Origin of the sequence: Halorhodospira halophila SL1 (assembly GCF_000015585.1) — a bacterium.
Classification (GTDB): Bacteria; Pseudomonadota; Gammaproteobacteria; order Nitrococcales; family Halorhodospiraceae; genus Halorhodospira; species Halorhodospira halophila.
Window position 1 is genome coordinate 1385563 of the sequence record NC_008789.1, and the last position, 20504, is coordinate 1406066.

Consider the following 20504-nt stretch of genomic DNA (forward strand, 5'->3'; position numbering starts at 1 on the left):
CCGCGCTTAGCGGCAGTCCCCCTGCACCGAGCAGCTCCGGCTGTAGCGACGGCGCGCATACCAATCGTAAAGCGGCTCCATGGGCCTGACCAGTCCCAGCCCCCGGACGATCCGCGACGCCCAGCGCCAGTACGGGAGATACGACCAGACCAGGGCGAAGGCATCGACCCCGCTGCGCATCACTCCATCGACGTCCCGGCAATGAAAGCGCTGCATCGCCTGATCCCAGGTCAGATCGGTGTCGTCCAGGGCGCCCGGCGCGTGGAGATCACGCCACTCCACCGCCCCGGCGGTATCCAGGCGCTGATAGAGACCGATCTCGCGGCTGCAGACGGGGCACTGCCCATCGAAGAATACGACCGGTCGTGTGGTGGATGCGGTCATGGTGGACTCCTTACCGTATTTATCTGGAACGATTCTAGATCTCAGCATAGCATCAGGCAGCCCACAAAACATGGGGCATCTACTCGACCGGCAGGCGGAGGGCCTGCAGCCCACCCTGGCCATCGGCCAGCCCCGCGGATAAGCTGAGATCAACGCCGAGATCACCATCGTGGACTGTTGGCCCGCGGCCACTCAGCCCCGGAAGGAGCCCACCATGCCCGGAACGGAATCGCCTGCCGCCTACCTGCTCGACGATTTCGCCTCCGCGGACGGCCGGGCGGCGATCGGCACCGCGTGGCAAGGATTCACCGACCGGGTCATGGGCGGGCGCTCGGACATGCAGGCCGGCATCGTCGAGACCGAGTGCGGACCAGCCCTCCAGCTGAGCGGGCAGGTCCGGCTCGAGAACAACGGCGGGTTCATCCAGAGCCGACTACCGCTCGCTCCGACCGGCGAGGCCTTTAATGCCAGTGCCTGGTCTGGGTTCGGGGCTACCGTACGCGGAACCCCTGGCCCTTACTACCTGCACGTGCGCAGTACCGACACCCGGCAGCCGTGGCAGCACTACCGCGCTCCCCTGCCCGTCGCGGAAGACTGGCAAGACGTCGTGGTCCCTTTCACGGCCTTCGAACCGCGGGGACTGCGGGCGAAACTCGATACGGCCCGGCTCACATCGGTGGCGGTGGTTGCCTACGGGGCAGCGTTCGAGGCACGCGTGGAGATCGCTCGGCTGGGGCTCAGCGCGACACGCCCCTGAGCCGCGACCGGCTAGGTGCGCCGTCAGGGACCGGCGCGGCCAGGCCGTCTGTCCCAGACGGGACGGTTCGCTTACGAACGCCCCAACAAAGAAAAGCCCTGAGCCGTATTCCGGCTCAGGGCTTTGCGGAGGACTGTTTTGTCCTTTGTTTGGTGGAGCCAGGCGGGATCGAACCGCCGACCTCCTGCATGCCATGCAGGCGCTCTCCCAGCTGAGCTATGGCCCCGTTGCGTTATGTGTGCGTATTCTAGGGATGGCTTTCGGGGTCGTCAACACCCCTCCCCGACTTCGATTAACCAACGTTCTGCCGGACCCACTCGGCGGCCTGGCCCACCCGGGCCACCGTCTCCTCACGACCAAGCAGCTCCAGCGTGGCGTCGATCGGCGGCGAGACCGCACTCCCCGAAACAGCCACCCGCAGCGGCTGTGCCACCTTGCCCATCTTCACATCGAAGGCCTCAGCGGCCTCGGTGACAACCCCATGGATCGACTCCGCATCCCAGCTCGGCAGCCCCGAGAAGCAGTGCTGGCAGTGCTCGAGAATCTCGGCGGTGCCCTCCTTGAAGTTCTTGCGCGCCGCCTTCTCCTCGTAGGCCTCCGGCCGACGGTAGAAGAACAGGCTGTTGTCGGCCATCTCCACCAACGTCTTGGCCCGCTCCTGCTGGGTGCGCACGACCGCCTCCAGCGCCGGACCTTCGGCTGGATCGACGCCCCGCTCAGCCAGGAACGGCCCCAGATGCCGGGCGATGTGGTTGGGCTCGGCGCGCATGATGTGCTGCTGATTGAGCCACTGCAGCTTGGAGGGGTTGAAGGTCGAGGCCGAGTGGTTCACTTCGTTGATATCGAAGAGCTGAATGAGCTCGTCGACACCGAAAACTTCCTGATCGCCGTGCGACCAGCCGAGACGCACCAGATAGTTGAGCAGCGCCTCGGGCAGGTACCCCTCATCGCGGTACTGCAGCACGCTGACCGACCCGTGCCGCTTGGACAGGCGCTTGCCATCCTCGCCCAGGATCATGGGCACGTGCGCGAAGCGCGGCGGCTCGAACCCGAGCGCCTGATAGAGGTGGATCTGACGGGGGGTGTTGTTCAGGTGGTCGTCACCGCGGATGACGTCGGTCACGCCCATCTCCAGATCGTCCACCACCACCGTGAAGTTGTAGGTGGGCGAACCGTCGCCGCGCGCAATCACCAGGTCATCGAGTTCCGAGTTGAGGAACTGGACCTTGCCCCGAATGGCGTCCTCGACCACCACATGCCCCTCGAGCGGGGTGCGGAAACGGATCACCGGCTCGTCGGCCACCTCCTCGGAGGGCGGCCCGTCCAGATCGCGGCAACGGCCGTCGTAGCGCGGCTTCTCCTTGCGCGCCTGCTGCTCAGTACGCAGACGCTCCAGGCGGTCCTTGGTGCAGTAGCAGTAGTACGCCTGCCCCGCGTCGAGCAGCGTCTGCAGGTGCTGGCGATACCGGTCATAGCGCTCGGTCTGATAGAACGGGCCCTCGTCGTAATCGAGCCCCAGCCAGGCCATACCCTCAAGGATCGCATTCACCGCCTCCGGCGTGGAGCGCTCGCGATCCGTGTCCTCGATCCGCAGCACGAAACGCCCCCCGTGTCGGCGGGTGTGCAGCCAGGAGTAGAGAGCGGTCCGGGCACCGCCGATATGCAAGTAACCTGTCGGGCTCGGCGCGAAACGCGTACGGATCATGGTCATGGTGGCCTTTTTCCTTCTCCCCGTGCTGAAGGCCGGTATGCTATCAAAAGCGACACCGCCGACGCGCCCCATTTGACGCGAGGGCACGGGGCCGTTAAGATGCGCAGCTCAAGAGTTGGGCGGCTAGCTCAGCGGGAGAGCACTGCCTTCACACGGCAGGGGTCGCTGGTTCGATCCCAGCGCCGCCCACCAAATTTACGTTTCGCAACATCTAACAAAGCCTACCCTCCGCTCCCAAGGGCCTGATCCTACAAAGATTTAGGTCTCATCCTATTCACTACCGTCTACGGCGGGCGACCCTCTTGTGTGGGTACTGGTGTGGGTGTAAGCGGCGGCACGACGCTTACTACCCACAGCGCGGGCAAGAACACCGCGAGCGCGCATGCTTCGGAGCCCGCGCTAGCGACCCGGTGTCAAACGTATTGCTGCTGACAACCCCTTAACTCTACGCGGGATCACGTCGAGCGATCGTGTCACCGAGCAGTACGGGTATCACGGGAGGGGGCATGACCCGGGGTATCAACAGACTGACCGACCGCCAGTGCCGGACGGCAAAGACGCCTGAAGGCAAAGAGCAGATCAAGCTCGCTGATGGCGGCGGACTCGTGTTGCTGGTCAAGCGCAACGGCGCCAAGCAATGGCAACTCCGCTACCGGCGACCTTCCGGACGCGAGGCAACGATGGGCCTCGGCGTCTACCCCGAGGTACCACTATCGAAAGCCAGGGAGCAGCGAGACGAGGCACGCTCCCTGCTCGCGGATGGCGTCGACCCCATTCAGCACCGCAGGACCCAAAGACACGCGGCCGCGTCAGCCGATGCGCACACGTTCGAGGCCGTCGCGCGTGAATGGGCTGATCTCAAGAATCAAGCGCAACAGTCTTCGAAAAGGCCTGAAGCTCTTCAGTCATGGCCTCCTCGGGCGTTCTGAAGTCCAGTGCCTTGCGTGGCCGCTGGTTGAGAAGCCGCGCAATATCATTGAGTTGGGTCTGGCTCGGCTCGCTGAGATCGGCGCCCTTGGGCAGGTACTGGCGCAGCAGGCCGTTGGTGTTCTCGTTGCTGCCACGCTGCCAGGGCGCGTGCGGATCGGCGAACCAGATCGACAGATTCAACCGCCGGGCAAGCCGCTCATGGCAGGCCATCTCGCTGCCCCGGTCGTAGGTCAGACTCTGACGCAGGATTGCCGGCAGGCGCCTCATCTGCCGATGGAAGCCCTCCAGGGCGGCCTCGGCGGTACCGTCGTGCATCTTGCTCAGTACGACGTAGCGGGTCTTGCGCTCAACCAGCGTGCCGACCGAGGAGCGGTTGTAGGCGCCCTTGATCAGGTCGCCCTCCCAGTGGCCGGGCATCAGCCGCTGCTCGATCTCTTCAGGCCGATAGGCGATGGGCAGGTGCTCCGGGGCGATCGAGCCGCCTCGCGCGGCCGTGCGCCGCCGTTGCCCGCGCTGCGGTTTCTGGCGGCGAAGCGCCCGGATCAGCTCCTGCTTGAGCGAGCCCTTGGGATGGGCATAGATCGCCGCGTAGATGGTCTCGTGGCTGACGCGAGCCTCAGGATCCTCGGGGTTCATACGCGCCAGTCTGCCGGCGATCTGCTCGGGAGACCACTGCCAGTAGCACAGCCGGTCCAGGACATAGCGATACAGCCATCCGCCCTCAACCAGCTTGGCGGGGCGACCGCAGCGGCGCCGTCGGGCGCGGTACTCCTGCGCGCCCTGCGTCGGGCAGTACGCCGTCTCTGCCGCGGGGTCGCTGCCGCGGGCCAACTCCCGGGTCACCGTCGACGGACTGCGCCCGAGAAGGTGGCTGATCGCCCGCGCACTGCTGCCACGGCTGCGCTCACTCAAGATGACGGCGCGCTCCTGATCACTGAGATGCTGGTATCCGTTCGCCATCGCAACATCCTACCCCGCTCTGGGCATGGGTGTTGCGCTTGAAAGTTGAGCCTACGCCCTCTTGAGTACCGAGACAGCCTCGGAATTGCAGCATGAACCAGTCCAAGAAAATAGCCGCATACCCTAAGCGGACAATAGCGGGCGGGCGTGACAGGCGGGGGCACCAAGCCAGGGCCGGGGTGGGCGGAGACGCGGTGCTCGGCATGGCGCCGGGCGGTTCCGGAGTCGAGGCGCTGGGTGGCCAAGGAGGCGCTGGCGGGCTTCGGTCGCCGACCAGGCGAGCCGGCGTGCGTCAGCACGCGGGCGGGAGCGGAGCCGTCGGGCACGGACGCTGGATACCGCCACCGAGCCGGGGCCGAAGGCGGTTCGGTTGCCGTGGTGGTATCCAGCGGGCACTCCCCTAGCCGACGACGCCCCCACCCGAAAAGGACCGCCGAGGCTCCGGCGGCCCCGCGGCGCCGTGGGGCGGGTGGGGGTTCACGGCCACCGGACTATACGCACTGGACGGGCAGTTCCATCCGGTGGGCTGTTGCACACTACCAGTCAGAAACGTCCAACCAGACCAGCACTTAGCGCATCAATCTCGTAACCTGCCTCATCGAGGTACTGCATGTACTCGAAGTTCGCGCTAGCGGCATCACCAACATGAATATCTACACCGGCTCCGAATGAAGCTCCGGTATCAGATTGGCTGTAGCTGAATCCGTTTGCCTCCGCAGTCATCTGCCCGCCCGTTAAGCCCACGATCCCATACAGTGCTAGGGCGTCCCCAACAGGGAGGTGACCACGGACATAACCACCGAAGAGGTAATCAAGCTCAACGTCCACATCTACAGAGGTAGCACCTTCCGACACCGTTACCGAATCATCGCCAATGCCAAATCCGGCGCGGCCCTCTACCGATACGTATTCACTCACATACGTTCCGACACGCCCTACTAACCCTGTAAGGTCGGCATCACCATCAACAGTGATGCCAAGTTGCGGGACGTCATCCTCGCCATAAGTGGCAGATGCTATTTGGCCCCCCGCATAACTATCCCCCGCAGTTGGCGCTTGTGCCATCACAGCCCCGGAGAGACACAGCGCAGAGATGCCTACGAGCGTCACAGTCCTTGTTCGATCCATGCTCTCTCACTCCCCTCGATAGCGGCAATGTCAGCCCGGTTAGCATTGAACCCGAAAGATGATGTGAATTCAAAAGGGATGTGCCTGTCCCGTCTGGCTCCGGCCACGGTGTGGCCCCGTAGTGACCCAGTCTTTCTACAGAGCACGCGCTCCGTCCAGTCACTCGTAGACTTCCGGCCTTGGGAACAAGCGTCCACCCCAGGCGCGTAGCCTCGCAACAACTTGGTCGTCCTAGGTTTGACGACACCGCATAAAGCTGAATAAAGTTACAGCCCTGTGTCCGTGGAACCGCACCCGTCATGACCGTGACCCACCTGCAGACCTGCGCCAGGGAGCCTGCCGCGCTGCGCCGCCCGCTCTTTCTGGAGCGCGTTGCCGCCGGCTTCCCCTCCCCGGCTCAGGACTACGTCGACCGGGCCCTCGATCTCAACGAGCTCTGCATCGAGCACCCGGCCGCGACCTACTTCGTCCGCGCCGCCGGCGAGTCGATGCTTGGCGTCGGCATCCACCCCGGCGACGTCCTGGTGGTGGATCGCGCCCTCGAGGCTCGGCACCGGGACATCGTCATCGCCGCCTGGCAGGGCGAGCTTACGGTCAAACGGCTGGAGCTCCGGCCGACGCTGCGCCTGGTCGCCGAGAACGACGCCTTCCCGCCGATCGATATTGCCGAGCCGGAGATGCTTGAGATCTTCGGGGTGGTTACGTTCGTCATCCACGCCCTGCGCTGATGCCGGTCTACGCGCTGGTCGACGTGAACAGCTTCTATGCGAGCGCCGAGCGGCTCTTTCGGCCGGATCTCGTGGGGCGACCGGTGGTGGTGCTGTCCAATAATGACGGCTGCATCGTCGCCCGCTCCGCGGAGGCCAAAGCGCTGGGCGTGCCCATGGGTGAGCCGTACTTCCGTGTCCGCGACTGCCTGCGGGCCGCGGGCGCGGCGGTGTTCTCGTCGAACTACGCCCTGTACGCGGATCTGTCATCGCGGGTCATGCGCACCCTCGAGGCACTCGCCCCCGCGGTGGAGATCTACTCGATCGATGAGGCGTTCCTGGATCTCACCGGGCTCGACACACTGACCGACACCGAACGCTTCGGCCAGGAGGTCCGCGCCCGCATCCGGGGCGATGTCGGGTTGCCGGTATGCGTCGGCATCGGCCCGACCAAGACGTTGGCCAAGCTCGCCAACCATGCCGCGAAGCAGGATCCCGAACGCCACGGCGTCGCCTGCCTGCGCGATCCGGCAGCGCGGGCCCGGGCGCTGCGGGCCACCCCGGTGAACGCGGTCTGGGGTGTCGGCCAACGGCTCGCCGATCGCCTGGCTGAGCTCGGCGTTCACACCGCCGAGGATCTCGCCAACTTATCGCCGAGGCGGATCCGTCAGCACTTCCCCGTGACCCTCGCACGGACGGCGGAGGAGCTGCGGGGCTGCGCCTGCCACGATCTTGAAAGCGAACCGGCACCCCGGCAGCAGATCGTCTGCTCGCGTACTTTCGGCACGCCGGTTCGTGACGAGCCGGCGCTTCGCGAGGCCGTCGCGGATTACGCGGTGCGCGCCGCGGAGCGCCTGCGCGAGACCGGACAGCACGCCGCCGCCCTCTCCGTCTTTCTTCGCACCGACCCGCACCGGACCGCGGAGCCGCAGCACATGCCCACGGCGACGCGGCGGCTGACGATTGCAACGGACGACACTCGCGACCTGTTGGCCGTTGCCCTTCGGATCGCCGAGGAGCTCTGGCGCCCCGGCCACGCCTACATCAAGGCCGGCGTGATGCTCGGGGAACTCCAGGCTCCCGGGATCTCCGGTGATCTCTTCGCCGACGACGCGGCGCGGGCTCGATCGGCGGACCTGATGCAAGCGGTCGATGCCATCAACCGTCGCCACGGCCGCGCTGCCGTGACCTACGGCGTCCAACGCCGGGGGCGTGCCGAATGGCGAATGCGCCGCGACTACCTCTCCCCGGCCTACACGACGCGGTGGACGGATCTGCCGGTGGTGGGGTGAGTCGCGATGTGCCCAGTGGAGTGCCGCCCCACTACCCCTGCGAGCGTTTGCCGTGGTACGTGTCCCCTTACGGGTTACTGCCAAGGAGGCGCTCATGCTTGTCTACCCGCCGAATGCAGAAACGGGGGTTTATCTGCTGCTCGGGCAGTTACGCCCCTACCTGCCCTTCGAACTCGCGATCGACTCCTTTGAGATCTGCCCGCATTCAATGGGGTATGCCCATTCCAAGCATCTGGACGCGCTCGGCTATTGGCTCCGTGACGACGAATGGGAGCGCATCAGTATCGAATTCAAGCTTCACAGCAGCGGGATGCTCCGGGACCTAACCGCACATCCAGATCTGACCGTCGATCTCCTGGTGTGCTGGCAGGATGACGTCCCGGGGGAACTGACTCAGAGCGTCGCCTACGTCCTAGCGCTCGATGAGGTTCTGGCAAATGCACCGGAGGAGGAGCGGACCGGCGTTATCCGGAATCCGAAGGCGAGCGCCCCAAGGGAGCACGCCGCAGCCACTACCGAGGCGATCATTGCCCGCTTTGCGGAGCACAACCGACCGAAGGTCGAACGGCTGTGCCAAGGCTGGCCACAGTACCGCCCGGGCGCCAGTGAGCTGATCTTTACCCGCGGAACAAGGACGCTGTTTCGGGCCGTATGCTATTCAACGGAGCATCTGTACGTGACGGAGTACGTCGCTCGCGAACAGCGCAAGCATCTGGTGGATCGCTTCGGGGGAGACTGGTACCAGGGCGGCGCGATAAAGGTTCCCTTTGACCGACTGGACGCGCCAGGCGTCGATCACCTATTGAGTGTTCTGGGTCCGTGAGGCGGGGGTGAGCGTTAGTGCCCACGGATGGCGTTATGCACAGCAGCCCGCTAGGCACACGCCCAAAGGTGGGTGCCCTGGCTGGGCTCCTCCTGGTGCGCGAGAACGCATCCATCGCCCCGCTCCACCTATGGCGAACGGTGATGGCATGCTCAGCCGACACCCTCGGGTCGTTCTCGGCGAAAACAGCAGGGCCGCCCGGGGTTGACATTGCCGGTCGCGGTAGTCATTGACCGCTCGTTTCTGCACAAGCTCCCAGCAAACGCCTCGTAACCCACTGACGGATGGAAGGGTAACGATAGGTTGCTGATTTGCCGTTGCTTTAGCACTGGCTACTGGTTATCCAGTCGACCTCGAATGCCCTCATGGCAAGGCTTCGGTCGACGTTCTCCACACGGTTTTCCACAGGTTTTGTGGAAAGGGGATCTCAGTTCTACCGCCGCGGCACGCTCCTCCCGCGCCCACTCACACCTTCACCTGATCGACGATCTCCGCCAGGCGGCTCGTGCCGATCCCGTCGACTTCCTCAAGCTGCTCGATCCGCCGGATCGGTCTCAGGGCGACGATCGCCTCGGCGCGCTCCGGGCCGATGTGGGGGATCGCCTGGAGTTCTTCGATGGAGGCCGTGTTGAGGTCGATGCGCCCCGTCGGCTCGTCGCCCTGCCCCGCCCCCGGTGCACCACGAGCCGACCGCGCTGAGGATGGCTTCGAGGCCTCATCCACCGGCCGGGCCGGCTCGATCTGTAGCTGGGCGTGATCAGCGAAGATCTCCAGCATCTGCTCCTGGAGCACCGTCCGTGGGCCCTGGATCAGGGCCAGGTCATCGGCCTCAAAGAGCAGTGCCGCCCGCCGGGACCCCTCCAGTTTCTCGGCCGCCACTTCGGCGAGCAGCGCGATCAGGATCCGGTGCGCATCCTCCCTCGGCTGAACGGCGGCGCGGCAATGTTCAAGTCCCTGGGCCGCCTCGGCGAAGACCTCCGGGGAGCGCGGGAGCGCGACCCATCCCGTCTTCTCGGTGACCCGTCGGTACGTCCGCTGGCCGTCCTGCAGCGCCTCACCCCGCCCCCAGACGGCCACCGCCAGGGCGAAGGAGGCGCTGAGCCGGTCCGCGTCCCAGCGGTTGATCGCCTGCTCGACAGCCTCGTCGATCCGCCGGCGCTGTCGGCGCAGCCAGGCATTGCGCCACCACCGCGGCAGGGCGTGCACGTTGTCACCGACCCACTGGCCGAGGGCGATGGCGCCGCGCAGCAGCCCGCCAATGAGCATCAAGAGCAGCTGCACCGCCCCGACGATGGCAGCGACGACCATGTAGATCAGCTGCAGCTGCGCCGCCTTCTGCCCCCGGACCTGGACGCCGAAGGGCTTCGCCGAGGAGCGGTTGGGCTTGAGCCAGTTGAACGAGCCGAGCCGATTGCGCGTGGAGACCGTCGCGCCGCTCTTGGAGAGGTTCAGCTTGGTTGGCCCCTTCCCGTAGCGACCGCGCAGGATGAACCGTCCGTTCTGCAGGGCCACCTGGGTGTTCTTCGCCGGCGTTACCGAAGCCCGGACGCCGCGCCGGGTGTTGGCGGTAAGATCCACGCCCGCCGCCCGGGCCTGGGCGCGCAGCGCCACGCCGCCGGTGCGACTGGCCCGCAGGTACTTGCCGCGGTGCTCGACGCGCCGCTGCTTGCCGTAAGCGTCCTTCGTGCCGAGATTAAACAGGGCCATCACGCTCCTCACCGGTGTGCCGTCATCCGCTATAGCGGCGGGCATGCCCTTCTACACCACCCCCGCGACACCATCTGTCGTCGCATTCGGAGACCATCCTTCCCGAACTGCGGGCTTCCCCGGACCTCTTTCAATCCCGCATGATGTGCCGTAGAAATACCTCGATCGCACACGGACCGAGCGATGACCGACAGCCTTCTGCGTCAGTGGACGATGCTCCAGCACATCCCCCGCCAGCCGCGGGGGATCAGCGCCGGCCAACTCCACGACCGGTTGCGCTGCGAGGGCTACGCGGTCTCGCTGCGCACCGTCCAGCGCGATCTCAACACCCTCTCCAGTGAATTCGCGCTGGTCTGCGAAAGCGTGGGCAACGAGCAGCACTGGTCGTGGCTCGCCGATGCGCCGGTGCTCGACGTCCCCGGTCTCTCGCCGGCGGCGGCGCTGGCCTTCCGGCTTGCCGAGCTCCACCTCGGCGCTCTGCTGGCTCCGGAGGCGCTACGGGCCCTGCGGCCGCACTTCGAGGCGGCCAAGCGGGTCCTCAACCAAGGCGGCTCGCAGCTCTCCCACTGGCCGAATCGTGTCCGCGTCCTGACCCGTTCCCAGCCCCTACTCGCCCCGGACGTCGACCCGGGGGTCTACGACCGGATCTGCCAGGGACTCCTTGAGGGCCGGCAGCTCTACGTCCACTACCGCCCGCGTAGCCGGGGCAGCGAGCTGCGAAGCTACCGGATGCATCCGCTCGGGCTGGTTATGCGCGATCCGGTCAGCTACGTGGTGGCGACGCTGCGCGACTACACCGATGTCCGGCAGATGGCGCTGCACCGCTTCGAGGCGGTGGAGCTGCTCGACGACCCGATTGCCCCGCCGGCGGGCTTCGACCTGGATGCCTACATCCACGAGCAGCGGGCCTTCGATCTGCCCGACACCAACGAACCCGTCGCCCTGCACCTGCGGATCAGCGCCGGCGTGGCCGAGCATCTTACGGAGGCGCCGCTGTCCGAGGATCAACGGATCGAAGCCTGCGACGACGGCTGGTGGAGCCTGCGCGCCACGGTGCCCCTGACCGCACAACTGCGCTGGTGGCTGCTCGGCTTCGGGCAGGCGGTGCAGGTCCTCGAGCCGCAAGCGTTGCGAGACGAGCTCGCCGCCGAACTTCGGGCTGCGGCCGACTTGTACGACGAATAAAGAACCATAACCGGCCGCCAACCGCGACATGAGATGTCGCAGCCGTTTGTTGTCATTACATCATCCCGGGCAGGATCCGATCGCGGATCCGGGCATGGAAGCCACCCGGGGCCCTTTCCAAAGAAACCGGGGGAGCGCTCTGCGATCATGCCCCGCCTGTCCAAATCCCGCTTCATCGCCGGCTGGCAGTGCCCGCTTCGGCTCTGGTATGCGGTCCACGAGCCCTGGCGAGCCACGCCGCCTGATCCCCAGTTGCAGGCGATCTTCGACCAGGGCCACCGACTCGGGCAATTGGCTCAGCAGCGCTATCCATCCGGGGTGCTCGTCGAAGCGGATTACCGGCACACGCGTCAGGCCCTCGAGCAAACACAGGCGCTGATGGCCGACCCGGGGCGTACCGGCGATCTTTGAAGCCGCTCTGGAGCACGAACAGGTCCTGACCCGAGTGGACGCGCTCGTTCGAAACGGTGACGGGTGGGACCTGGTCGAGGTCAAGGGCGCCACGCGTGCCAAGGAGGTTTTCCAGCTCGACGTGGCGATCCAGTATTGGATCCTCACCGGTGCCGGCATCCCGGTACGCGATGCCGGGCTGCTGTTGATCGACCGTGACTACGTCTACCCGGGCGGCGCGCACGACCCCCAGGAGTTCTTTCGGTTCGAGCCGCTGACCAGAACCTGCGAGCAGTGGCGTGAGTGGATCGAGACGCAGGTCGTCTCCTTCCAGGAGGTTGCCGCCCGTACAACACCACCCCAGATCGAAATCGGGCAGCAGTGCTTTAGCCCTTACCCCTGCCCGTTCTACAACCACTGCTCTGCTGACAGGGAGTGGCCCGAGCACCCGATCGAGGAGCTACCGTATCTGGCCGGCGAGCGTTACCAGGGCCTCCTCGAGCAGGGTGTCACAACCATCGACGCCATCCCCGACGATTACCCGCTTACCGGCGCTCAGAAGCGGGTCCGAGACGCCGTTGCCAAGGGGCACCCCTGGACCGATCCCGACCTGGGTGAAGCCGTTCAGGGCGTGGATTAGCCTCTCTTCTTCCTGGATTTCGAGACCGCGCAGCCGGCCTTACCCCGTTACCCCGGAACCTCGCCGTTCCAGGCCTTGCCGTTCCAGTTTTCCTGCCATATCCAACGAGCCCCCGGGGTCGCCCCGGAGCACACGGACTTTCTGGCTACCGCCGATACCGATCCCCGGCGCCCGCTTGCCGAGGCACTGCTCAACGCACTCGGTGACCGCGGATCGATCGTCGTTTACTCCAGCTTTGAGCGGCGGGTCCTCGGCGAACTCGCCGATGCGCTACCGGATCTCGCTGAGCCCTTAGCCGCCCTTCAGGACCGGCTGTGGGATCTGCTACGGGTCGTGCGAGACTAGCTGATCTCAAGAATCAAGCGCAACAGTCTTCGAGAAGGCCTGAAGCTCTTCAGTCATGGCCTCCTCGGGCGTTCTGAAGTCCAGTGCCTTGCGTGGCCGCTGGTTGAGAAGCCGCGCAATATCATTGAGTTGGGTCTGGCTCGGCTCGCTGAGATCGGCGCCCTTGGGCAGGTACTGGCGCAGCAGGCCGTTGGTGTTCTCGTTGCTGCCACGCTGCCAGGGCGCGTGCGCATCGGCGAACCAGATCGACAGATTCAACCGCCGGGCAAGCCGCTCATGGCAGGCCATCTCGCTGCCCCGGTCGTAGTCAGACTCTGACGCAGGATTGCCGGCAGGCGCCTCATCTGCCGATGGAAGCCCTCCAGGGCGGCCTCGGCGGTACCGTCGTGCATCTTGCTCAGTACGACGTAGCGGGTCTTGCGCTCAACCAGCGTGCCGACCGAGGAGCGGTTGTAGGCGCCCTTGATCAGGTCGCCCTCCCAGTGGCCGGGCATCAGCCGCTGCTCGATCTCTTCAGGCCGATAGGCGATGCGCAGGTGCTCCGGGGCGATCGAGCCGCCTCGCGCGGCCGTGCGCCGCCGTTGCCCGCGCTGCGGTTTCTGGCGGCGAAGCGCCCGGATCAGCTCCTGCTTGAGCGAGCCCTTGGGATGGGCATAGATCGCCGCGTAGATGGTCTCGTGGCTGACGCGAGCCTCAGGATCCTCGGGGTTCATACGCGCCAGTCTGCCGGCGATCTGCTCGGGAGACCACTGCCAGTAGCACAGCCGGTCCAGGACGTAGCGATACAGCCATCTGGTCTTGCCCACCAACCGTGGACACCTCAATAGCTACCATTCGACGAGGTGATCCATGACGAGGCAAGCTACTCAGATGAGCAAGACCAAGGCGAAGTCCAAGCGCACACGCTACACCCAGGCCTATCGAGACGAGGCGCTGGCGTTGGCCGAGCGCGTCGGCGTCAGCGAGGCGGCCCAGCAACTCGGGATCCAGCCGGCGCAGATCTACCAGTGGCGCACCAAGGCCCGGACCGAAGCGGACCGCTCGCAGCGAGAGCGGGAGTTGGCCGAGGAGAATGCCCGGCTCAAGCGTCAGCTCTCGGAAGCGAATGAGGAGCTGTCGATCACAAAAAAGGCCGCGGCGTACTTCGCGAAAAACCAGAAGTGAAGTACGCGTTCATCGATCAGCAGCGTCACGAGCACCGGGTCCAGGCGATGTGCCGCGTCCTTGGCGTTGCTCGCAGCGGCTTCTACGCATGGTGTCGGAACAAAGCTGTCCGCGCCGCACGGGAAGAGCGCCAGCAGGCCTTTGATGGGCAGGTGCAAGAGGCCTTCGAAGACTCCAGGCAACGCTCTGGAGCGCCTCGACTGACGCGAGAGCTGGACGGGCAAGGCGTGTCGGCCAATCGCAAGACCGTGGCCCGGAGCATGCGCCGTCAGGGCCTCCGGGCACGCACGTCACGCCGGTTTAAGGTGACGACGAACTCGGCTCACAGCCTGCCGGTCGCGCCAAACCACTTGGCCCAGCACTTTGAAGCGGAGCAGCGGAACCAGAAATGGACTGGCGACATCACGTATTTGGCGACCGGCGAAAGATGGCTCTATCTCGCGGTCGTCCTGGATCTTTGTGGCCGCAAAGTGATCGGTTGGGCCATGCGCGAGCAGATGAGCGCTGAACTGGCCTGTGAGGCGCTTCAGATGGCCCTGGAACGGCGAGGCTACCCCACGGGGGTCATCGTCCATACGGATCGAGGCAGCCAGTACTGCTCCCGTGCGTACCGCAGGCTCATCAGCGACTACGGGCTGATCAGCAGCATGAGCGCGAAGGGCAGCTGCTACGACAATGCCTGCAACGAGAGCTTTTTCCGTTCCCTGAAGGTCGAGGCCCTGCATGGCGAGAAATTCCCCACGCGGGCCTCGATGCGTGAGGCCGTCTTCGAATACATTGAGGGCTACTACAATCGCCGGCGTCTTCATAGCACGCTCGGGTACCTATCCCCGGACGACTACGAGGCCCGGCTTAATAGCTAACACCGTGTCCACGTTCGCTGGGTAAGACCACCCGGCAGAGCGCTGCCAGCTCGCCGAAAGCACCTGCTCAACGGCGGGTTTGAGCCCCGGTGAGCGTCACAGATGACCAGCTCGACCCCGCACCCGTCAAACCCCGACCGATGACCTCGCGGAGGAACTGCTTCGAGAACCCCTCCGTCTCGTTCGACCCCAACGACAGGCCCAGTGCCTCCCAGCGCCCTACGGTGTTGACGCCGACCGCGATCAGGCAGGCCTTAGAGATCACCCGGCCGTGCTCGCGGACCTTGATGTAGGTGGCATCGAGCAAAAGAAATGGCCAGCGCCCCTCGCTCGGTCGGCTCAGGAACGCCCCCACCCCCTCGTCGATGAACTGGCACAGCCGCGAGACCTGCGAATTTGAGATCCCCTCCATGCAGACGGCCTTGACGAGCTCGTCGACGGAGCGGGTCGACACCCCCTGGATATAGGCCTCCTGAACAACCCCGACGAGCGCCTGCTACATTGCCGCCGCGGCTCCAGGAACGAGCGCAGATAGTTGGCGTGGCGCAGACGCGGCACCTTTAGCTCCATGGAGCCGACCCGTCTGTCTTAGCGCCGGCTACGGTAGCCGTTGCGATAGTCCGTGCGCTAATGGCGCTGATCCCCCCACATCGAGTCCGCCTTGGCCTCCATGAGCTGCTGGACGATTTCATGGACCAGCATGCGCAGAAAGTCGACGTCGCCACCCTTCTCAGCCATCTCCAGCAGTGCGAACCTGTTATCAGCCATCGCGGACCTCCATTCGATTGGGTTTCTTCGTTTACTGGCCCGAATCCTAACGGGGTCGGCGGTGGCCCTTCACCTCCCTGAAGCCCACCCCACTACAGCTGCCCTGCTGTAGCTTTTACGCATTCCTGGGGACTCTACTGCAAGACCAGATTTCCGTCGCTAACTAATCGCCGAAGTGTCTACCTTCGAGTTATCTTCGTGACTAGGGAGTTCCGCGTATACTGCGCCCATTCTGCGACAACGTGCCCGACTAGCAGAATATGCCTCCCCTTCACGCACGACCTATACTTGCCATCGATAGTCTGCGCTAAGGTGCCGGCAGGATAGGCTCGGATAACTTTTCACACCCGTAGACCTCCCAAATAACCATCAGCCCTCTAGCTGGGTGATCGCATGAGGTTCACTATGGTTGATAACAAAACCCCTCAGATTAGTGTACAGAAAATCACGCTAAGGATCTTTATGGGGGCGTGCTTTATCCTGATGTGTATAGCCTGTAACTCATCGAGCGACAACGATGAAACGGAGCACGAGAGTGATACGCCGGAGGTAACACATGAATTAACTCTCGAACCCAGTGAATCCAGCCTTAAAGCTGAGTGGCTTGACTCTGAGGATGTGACCTACAATCTGATTTACGGCCAGGACGAGGACATTTTAACCGATCCAGCTAACTACGCCACCTACGATGGGAGCATGGATCAAGACGTCAGCTCTCCACATGAAATCAAGGGACTGGAAAAGGAATCGACTTACCATGTTGTTCTTGAAGTTGACGACGAGCGTGGCACCCGTTATCCAGCGAAAGAATCAACTACGCTGAATTCGGAAAAAATTTTAAGCTCGAGCGATGTGTTATGGATATTTGAAAAGCATGATGGAGTCGTACGTAGCCTCGCAGCGTATGATAGCACCGTTTACAGCAGCGGCAACGATGAGACGGTCCGCGCCATAGACGCAAAAAGTGGGGACGAGATATGGGTTTTTGAGGAGCATTTTGACTTTATCTACAGCGTTGAAAACTATGAGGGCACAGTCTACAGCGCTGCCCGAGGCGGTGCATCAAGCATAAAAGATGGTTATGATAGCACCGTCCGCGCAATTGATTCTGGAACAGGTGAAGAGAAATGGGTGTTTGACGGTAACAGATCTTTTTATGACGTTGCCGCAGCCGACAACTCCGTATATGCTGCAAAATCAAGCGGGAGCGTCCTTCAGATAGACGCTGAAAAAGGATCAAGGAAACAGGTTATCGGACAACATGATCGTCAAGCCAGAGGCGTTGCGGTAGCGGGCGGGACTGTATTTAGCGCCGGTCATGATACAACTATACGCGCTTTCGACGTAGAACAAGAAGAAGAGAAATGGGTCTACGAGGGGCCAGAAAGCCCCCACAAAAACTTCTTGAGTGTTGCAGCAACCAAGGAAGCAGTTTACGCGGGCAGCGACACCTCTATAAGGGCGCTTGACGCTGATACAGGCGAGAAGCAGTGGGCTTATGAGGACATACAGTCCGGTGGGTTTTACACCGTTAAAGAACTTGGCGACGTGGTATACGGCGGAAGCCTTGACGGAAAAGTTCGGGCAATCGATTCGAAAACGGGTGAAAAGAAGTGGGTCTTTGCAGAACATGAAGACCACGTGCGGGCTGTCGTGCCAACCGAACATGCTATATATAGTGGCGATAGCGGCGGGACAATCTTAGCTATTGATCCCCCTTGAAAAACTACTAGGCTGCTGGAAAAGTCGGTTTTGTCATGTCATAAAGGTTGTCGTTGATCGCGTAATGGTCCAGCGCACCGGTTTGGCCTGGAAACTGGTCTTGCCCACCAACCGTGGACACCTCAATAGCTACCATTCGACGAGGTGATCCATGACGAGGCAAGCTATTCAGATGAGCAAGACCAAGACGAAATCCAAGCGCACACGCTACAGCCCGGCCTATCGAGACGAGGCGCTGGCGTTGGCCGAGCGCGTCGGCGTCAGCGAGGCGGCCCAGCAGCTGGGGCTCCAACCGCCGCAGATCTACCAGTGGCGCACCAAGGCCCGGAACGAAGCGGACCGCTCGCAGCGAGAGCGGGAGTTGGCCGAGGAGAATGCCCGGCTCAAGCGTCAGCTCTCGGAAGCGAATGAGGAGCTGTCGATCACAAAAAAGGCCGCGGCGTACTTCGCGAAAAACCAGAAGTGAAGTACGCGTTCATCGATCAGCAGCGTCACGAGCACCGGATCCAGGCGATGTGCCGCGTCCTTGGCGTCGCTCGCAGCGGCTTCTACGCATGGTGCCGGAACAAGGCGGCCCGCGCCGCACGGGAAGAACGCCAGCAGGCCTTTGATGGGCAGGTGCAAGAGGCCTTCGAAGACTCCAGGCAACGCTCTGGAGCGCCTCGACTGACGCGAGAGCTGGACGGGCAAGGCGTGTCGGCCAATCGCAAAACCGTGGCCCGGAGCATGCGCCGTCAGGGCCTCCGGGCACGCACGTCACGCCGGTTTAAGGTGACGACGAACTCGGCTCACAGCCTGCCGGTCGCGCCAAACCACTTGGCCCAGCACTTTGAAGCCGAGCAGCGGAACCAGAAATGGACTGGCGACATCACGTATTTGGCGACCGGCGAAGGATGGCTCTATCTCGCGGTCGTCCTGGATCTTTGTGGCCGCAAAGTGATCGGTTGGGCCATATGCGCGAGCAGATGAGCGCTGAACTGGCCTGTGAGGCGCTTCAGATGGCCCTGGAACGGCGAGGCTACCCTACGGGTGTCATCGTCCATACGGATCGTGGCAGCCAGTACTGCTCCCGTGCGTACCGCAGGCTCATCAGCGACTACGGGCTGATCAGCAGCATGAGCGCGAAGGGCAGCTGCTACGACAATGCCTGCAACGAGAGCTTTTTCCGTTCCCTGAAGGTCGAGGCCCTGCATGGCGAGAAATTCCCCACGCGGGCCTCGATGCGTGAGGCCGTCTTCGAATACATTGAGGGCTACTACAATCGCCGGCGTCTTCATAGCACGCTCGGGTACCTATCCCCGGACGACTACGAGGCCCGGCTTAATAGCTAACACCGTGTCCACGTTCGCTGGGTAAGACCATCTTGGCTTACTTCGAACACCCGATCACCAGCGGGACAATCGAGGGGCTCAACAACCGGATCAAGACGGTCAAGCGCCAGGCCTACGGCTTCCGGGACATGGAGTATTTCAAGCTTCTGGTCCGTCACCTGAACGACCCGATCGTGCAGGCATGAACGGGCGCTCAGAGAGCACTTTCGGCGGCGCCGCCGAGGGACACATCACAATGATGGAATCCGTGAAGACCCGAGGTTGTCGGTACACAGGTTCATTTCATTGGATGCTGCCCCGCCGACGGCCAGGCAGCGTCCGGAGAACCTATAAGATGAATTAGGCTATGAGCCCTCCCACCTCAACTCATCCCATTCCAGATGAATGCTTCCGCCACCCTCTATATCAGTAACGGTGGCTCCGTCGTTTCTGTACTTGATTCGTAAATCGTACCCGTCGGGGTGTTTTACGCGGATTTCCCCGTCACAAATCCATCCGTGCGCTTCATCCTCAAAGGCACTCCAGTTCCATTGGTCAAACTTCAAGTCGACTTCAGTGGAGACCTCGGCGTATCCTTCGTCGTACCCGTAGACTTTCTCACCGTCATCTTCTAAATACCAGCCAAAGCCACCCGATATACGCATCCGATAGGGATTAATTGTTTCCTGCTCCCAGGTGAAGTCGGAATCCCATCGGATTTCGAATAGCTCATCATCCTCGTGCCAGCGGCCGGTGAGTCCTGAATCAACCGTAATGACTCTGGGTACGCTAGTCGTGTCGCGGTACGATCTTGAGTAGTCACCTTCTACTTCGAGCTCTCCAGGGAGCTGGTTTCCGCCGCCATCAAAGAATCTATCCGTGTATTCGACTTCAAAATACCCCTCACTATCGCTCGGACCTTCGTCAACAGGACCTATGCTGGAAGCTCGAATTGTGCCGTCCCGTTCGACATATTCATCACCAAGCTCAGATTGCCAGCTGTGGAACCGGGACTGCTCGTACGTCAGGGTTTGGTCCGCGAGCGTTAATGTCCCGTTCTCGGGGCAGTCGGGCGGCTCGTCTTCTTCTTCGCTAGCGCAACCGTAGTGCTCGAGGTATTCTCCAGTGCGCTTCCAGAGATCTAGAAGCACCAGGTCTTCGGTCACGAATTGAGCGACTTCTTTCATTGTCGCATCGGAAGCTGCCTGAGGCGGTGATTCGTCAGTTTCCCCATTCGAATCGTCATCATCGTCGTCGCTGCTGAGACAACCACCAAGCAACAGACTACTCAGGAGAATGGTTGAGCTGTAGATGGTCCAGCGAGAGATGGCTTTTTTATTGGTGTGGGGCATCCGTATCGTCCTTTTTCTTTTTTTTGGTCGACGTTACACGCAAAGGGCTCTAAGATCATAAGGGATTGCATCATGACGTACAACACGGAAGGTTAGCTGTTGCGATCTGGCGGATCCTCAACCACTACCTACGTGGAAGCGGCTCGCCATTGCTCAGCAGGACCTCAGCAGCGTCCGTGCTGTCGGCATCGCCGAGACGGCCTGGCGGCGCGGGCAGAACTACATCACGGTCTTGTAAAATCTCGATGCCCGCAGCCTGCTCTTCGCCTTTCAGGGGCGGAACCAGTCGATTATCGCGGATTTTGGGTCCCTTCGCGGATCGTGTGGCTGTCAGGAGGTTGCCGCGGGGTAGTCGGTTAAGCATCT

General features: G+C 63.0%; 18 protein-coding genes, 2 tRNA genes and 3 pseudogenes. 14 read left to right on the forward strand and 9 right to left on the reverse strand.

Translation table 11 applies throughout. The annotated features are described in order from the left end of the window. Positions 1-6: 6 nt before the first annotated feature. Positions 7-384: a thiol-disulfide oxidoreductase DCC family protein gene (locus tag HHAL_RS06470; RefSeq protein WP_011814070.1), complete on the reverse strand. Its 378-nt coding sequence runs from the start codon at positions 382-384 to the stop codon at positions 7-9. A gap of 214 nt (positions 385-598) precedes the next feature. Here HHAL_RS06470 and HHAL_RS06475 point away from each other — a divergent pair, with 214 nt between their 5' ends. Next, positions 599-1141: a CIA30 family protein gene (locus HHAL_RS06475; protein WP_011814071.1), complete on the forward strand. Its 543-nt coding sequence runs from the start codon at positions 599-601 to the stop codon at positions 1139-1141. 150 nt (positions 1142-1291) lie between these two features. On the opposite strand, the gene HHAL_RS06480 is transcribed toward HHAL_RS06475, so the two are convergent. Together HHAL_RS06480 and gltX are read right to left on the reverse strand one after the other, a co-directional pair. Next, a tRNA-Ala gene (locus tag HHAL_RS06480) sits at positions 1292-1367 on the reverse strand. A 66-nt stretch (positions 1368-1433) separates the two neighbouring features. Further along, positions 1434-2852, reverse strand: coding sequence for a glutamate--tRNA ligase (gene gltX, locus HHAL_RS06485; RefSeq protein WP_011814072.1), 1419 nt, complete (start codon positions 2850-2852; stop codon positions 1434-1436). 117 nt (positions 2853-2969) lie between these two features. Between gltX and HHAL_RS06490 the strand changes: the two genes are divergently transcribed. Next, positions 2970-3044: transfer RNA gene (locus tag HHAL_RS06490), tRNA-Val, on the forward strand. A 314-nt stretch (positions 3045-3358) separates the two neighbouring features. Then, complete coding sequence (locus HHAL_RS13005) at positions 3359-3781, forward strand: Arm DNA-binding domain-containing protein (RefSeq protein ID WP_081432181.1); 423 nt, start codon at positions 3359-3361, stop codon at positions 3779-3781. On the opposite strand, the gene HHAL_RS06495 is transcribed toward HHAL_RS13005, so the two are convergent. Then, positions 3711-4742 (reverse strand): IS30 family transposase, encoded by a 1032-nt coding sequence (locus HHAL_RS06495; RefSeq protein WP_011814073.1) that lies wholly within the window; start codon positions 4740-4742, stop codon positions 3711-3713. The genes HHAL_RS13005 and HHAL_RS06495 overlap by 71 nt on opposite strands. 543 nt (positions 4743-5285) lie before the next feature. Next, positions 5286-5870, reverse strand: coding sequence for a porin family protein (locus HHAL_RS13010; protein WP_011814074.1), 585 nt, complete (start codon positions 5868-5870; stop codon positions 5286-5288). Positions 5871-6169: 299 nt separating this feature from the next. On the opposite strand from HHAL_RS13010, the gene umuD reads away from it, so the two are divergent. The 3 genes from umuD (at position 6170) to HHAL_RS06510 (ending at position 8692) form a co-directional block, all read left to right on the forward strand. Next, positions 6170-6598, forward strand: coding sequence for a translesion error-prone DNA polymerase V autoproteolytic subunit (gene umuD / locus HHAL_RS06500; RefSeq protein ID WP_011814075.1), 429 nt, complete (start codon positions 6170-6172; stop codon positions 6596-6598). Beyond that, on the forward strand, positions 6598-7869 hold the full coding sequence (umuC, locus tag HHAL_RS06505) for a translesion error-prone DNA polymerase V subunit UmuC (RefSeq protein WP_011814076.1): 1272 nt from the start codon (positions 6598-6600) through the stop codon (positions 7867-7869). The genes umuD and umuC overlap by 1 nt, the downstream gene beginning before the upstream one ends. 94 nt (positions 7870-7963) lie before the next feature. Continuing rightward, positions 7964-8692 (forward strand): hypothetical protein, encoded by a 729-nt coding sequence (locus HHAL_RS06510; protein WP_011814077.1) that lies wholly within the window; start codon positions 7964-7966, stop codon positions 8690-8692. A gap of 465 nt (positions 8693-9157) precedes the next feature. On the opposite strand, the gene HHAL_RS06515 is transcribed toward HHAL_RS06510, so the two are convergent. Then, the gene (locus tag HHAL_RS06515; protein WP_011814079.1) at positions 9158-10399 is read right to left on the reverse strand and encodes a ComEA family DNA-binding protein; all 1242 of its coding nucleotides are present in this window, start codon (positions 10397-10399) and stop codon (positions 9158-9160) included. Between the two features lie 183 nt (positions 10400-10582). Here HHAL_RS06515 and HHAL_RS06520 point away from each other — a divergent pair, with 183 nt between their 5' ends. From HHAL_RS06520 to HHAL_RS12610, 4 genes are all read left to right on the forward strand, one after another. Then, positions 10583-11584, forward strand: a complete 1002-nt coding sequence (locus HHAL_RS06520; protein ID WP_011814080.1) for a helix-turn-helix transcriptional regulator — start codon at positions 10583-10585, stop codon at positions 11582-11584. A 147-nt stretch (positions 11585-11731) separates the two neighbouring features. Continuing rightward, complete coding sequence (locus HHAL_RS06525) at positions 11732-11995, forward strand: hypothetical protein (RefSeq protein WP_041595081.1); 264 nt, start codon at positions 11732-11734, stop codon at positions 11993-11995. 34 nt (positions 11996-12029) lie between these two features. Next, positions 12030-12614 (forward strand): hypothetical protein, encoded by a 585-nt coding sequence (locus tag HHAL_RS12605; protein ID WP_049751490.1) that lies wholly within the window; start codon positions 12030-12032, stop codon positions 12612-12614. Between the two features lie 12 nt (positions 12615-12626). Continuing rightward, positions 12627-12959, forward strand: a complete 333-nt coding sequence (locus HHAL_RS12610; RefSeq protein ID WP_081432182.1) for a DUF2779 domain-containing protein — start codon at positions 12627-12629, stop codon at positions 12957-12959. A 6-nt stretch (positions 12960-12965) separates the two neighbouring features. Here HHAL_RS12610 and HHAL_RS13730 read toward each other — a convergent pair. Then, a pseudogene (locus HHAL_RS13730) lies at positions 12966-13750 on the reverse strand (IS30 family transposase); the annotation flags it as partial. A 79-nt stretch (positions 13751-13829) separates the two neighbouring features. Between HHAL_RS13730 and HHAL_RS06545 the strand changes: the two are divergent. After that, positions 13830-14986 (forward strand): IS3 family transposase gene (locus HHAL_RS06545; RefSeq protein ID WP_144446176.1). Its coding sequence is split into 2 segments (ribosomal slippage): positions 13830-14082 and positions 14082-14986, totalling 1158 coding nucleotides; the frame shifts between segments, so codons are not numbered across the junction. Positions 14987-15025: 39 nt separating this feature from the next. Here the strand turns inward: HHAL_RS06545 and HHAL_RS13735 are convergent. Beyond that, positions 15026-15754 (reverse strand): annotated as a pseudogene (locus tag HHAL_RS13735) (IS256 family transposase); the annotation flags it as partial. A gap of 405 nt (positions 15755-16159) precedes the next feature. On the opposite strand from HHAL_RS13735, the gene HHAL_RS13020 reads away from it, so the two are divergent. The 3 genes and pseudogenes from HHAL_RS13020 (at position 16160) to HHAL_RS13025 (ending at position 18992) form a co-directional block, all read left to right on the forward strand. Further along, on the forward strand, positions 16160-17476 hold the full coding sequence (locus tag HHAL_RS13020) for a WD40 repeat domain-containing protein (protein WP_187147847.1): 1317 nt from the start codon (positions 16160-16162) through the stop codon (positions 17474-17476). A 172-nt stretch (positions 17477-17648) separates the two neighbouring features. Then, positions 17649-18807: pseudogene (locus tag HHAL_RS06560) on the forward strand (IS3 family transposase). Between the two features lie 32 nt (positions 18808-18839). After that, positions 18840-18992, forward strand: coding sequence for a transposase (locus HHAL_RS13025; protein WP_187147848.1), 153 nt, complete (start codon positions 18840-18842; stop codon positions 18990-18992). A gap of 159 nt (positions 18993-19151) precedes the next feature. Here HHAL_RS13025 and HHAL_RS13310 read toward each other — a convergent pair whose 3' ends face one another. Beyond that, positions 19152-20138, reverse strand: a complete 987-nt coding sequence (locus HHAL_RS13310) for a hypothetical protein (protein WP_011814086.1) — start codon at positions 20136-20138, stop codon at positions 19152-19154. Positions 20139-20504 lie beyond the last annotated feature (366 nt).

What these genes read in the sequence shown, in the direction of transcription:
- HHAL_RS06470 (WP_011814070.1), bottom strand. Translation starts at nt 384, where the DNA reads ATGACCGCATCCACCACACGACCGGTCGTATTCTTCGATGGGCAGTGC.
- HHAL_RS06475 (WP_011814071.1), top strand. Translation starts at nt 599, where the DNA reads ATGCCCGGAACGGAATCGCCTGCCGCCTACCTGCTCGACGATTTCGCC.
- gltX (WP_011814072.1), bottom strand. Translation starts at nt 2,852, where the DNA reads ATGACCATGATCCGTACGCGTTTCGCGCCGAGCCCGACAGGTTACTTG.
- HHAL_RS13005 (WP_081432181.1), top strand. Translation starts at nt 3,359, where the DNA reads ATGACCCGGGGTATCAACAGACTGACCGACCGCCAGTGCCGGACGGCA.
- HHAL_RS06495 (WP_011814073.1), bottom strand. Translation starts at nt 4,742, where the DNA reads ATGGCGAACGGATACCAGCATCTCAGTGATCAGGAGCGCGCCGTCATC.
- HHAL_RS13010 (WP_011814074.1), bottom strand. Translation starts at nt 5,870, where the DNA reads ATGGATCGAACAAGGACTGTGACGCTCGTAGGCATCTCTGCGCTGTGT.
- umuD (WP_011814075.1), top strand. Translation starts at nt 6,170, where the DNA reads ATGACCGTGACCCACCTGCAGACCTGCGCCAGGGAGCCTGCCGCGCTG.
- umuC (WP_011814076.1), top strand. Translation starts at nt 6,598, where the DNA reads ATGCCGGTCTACGCGCTGGTCGACGTGAACAGCTTCTATGCGAGCGCC.
- HHAL_RS06510 (WP_011814077.1), top strand. Translation starts at nt 7,964, where the DNA reads ATGCTTGTCTACCCGCCGAATGCAGAAACGGGGGTTTATCTGCTGCTC.
- HHAL_RS06515 (WP_011814079.1), bottom strand. Translation starts at nt 10,399, where the DNA reads ATGGCCCTGTTTAATCTCGGCACGAAGGACGCTTACGGCAAGCAGCGG.
- HHAL_RS06520 (WP_011814080.1), top strand. Translation starts at nt 10,583, where the DNA reads ATGACCGACAGCCTTCTGCGTCAGTGGACGATGCTCCAGCACATCCCC.
- HHAL_RS06525 (WP_041595081.1), top strand. Translation starts at nt 11,732, where the DNA reads ATGCCCCGCCTGTCCAAATCCCGCTTCATCGCCGGCTGGCAGTGCCCG.
- HHAL_RS13020 (WP_187147847.1), top strand. Translation starts at nt 16,160, where the DNA reads ATGGTTGATAACAAAACCCCTCAGATTAGTGTACAGAAAATCACGCTA.
- HHAL_RS13310 (WP_011814086.1), bottom strand. Translation starts at nt 20,138, where the DNA reads ATGCCCCACACCAATAAAAAAGCCATCTCTCGCTGGACCATCTACAGC.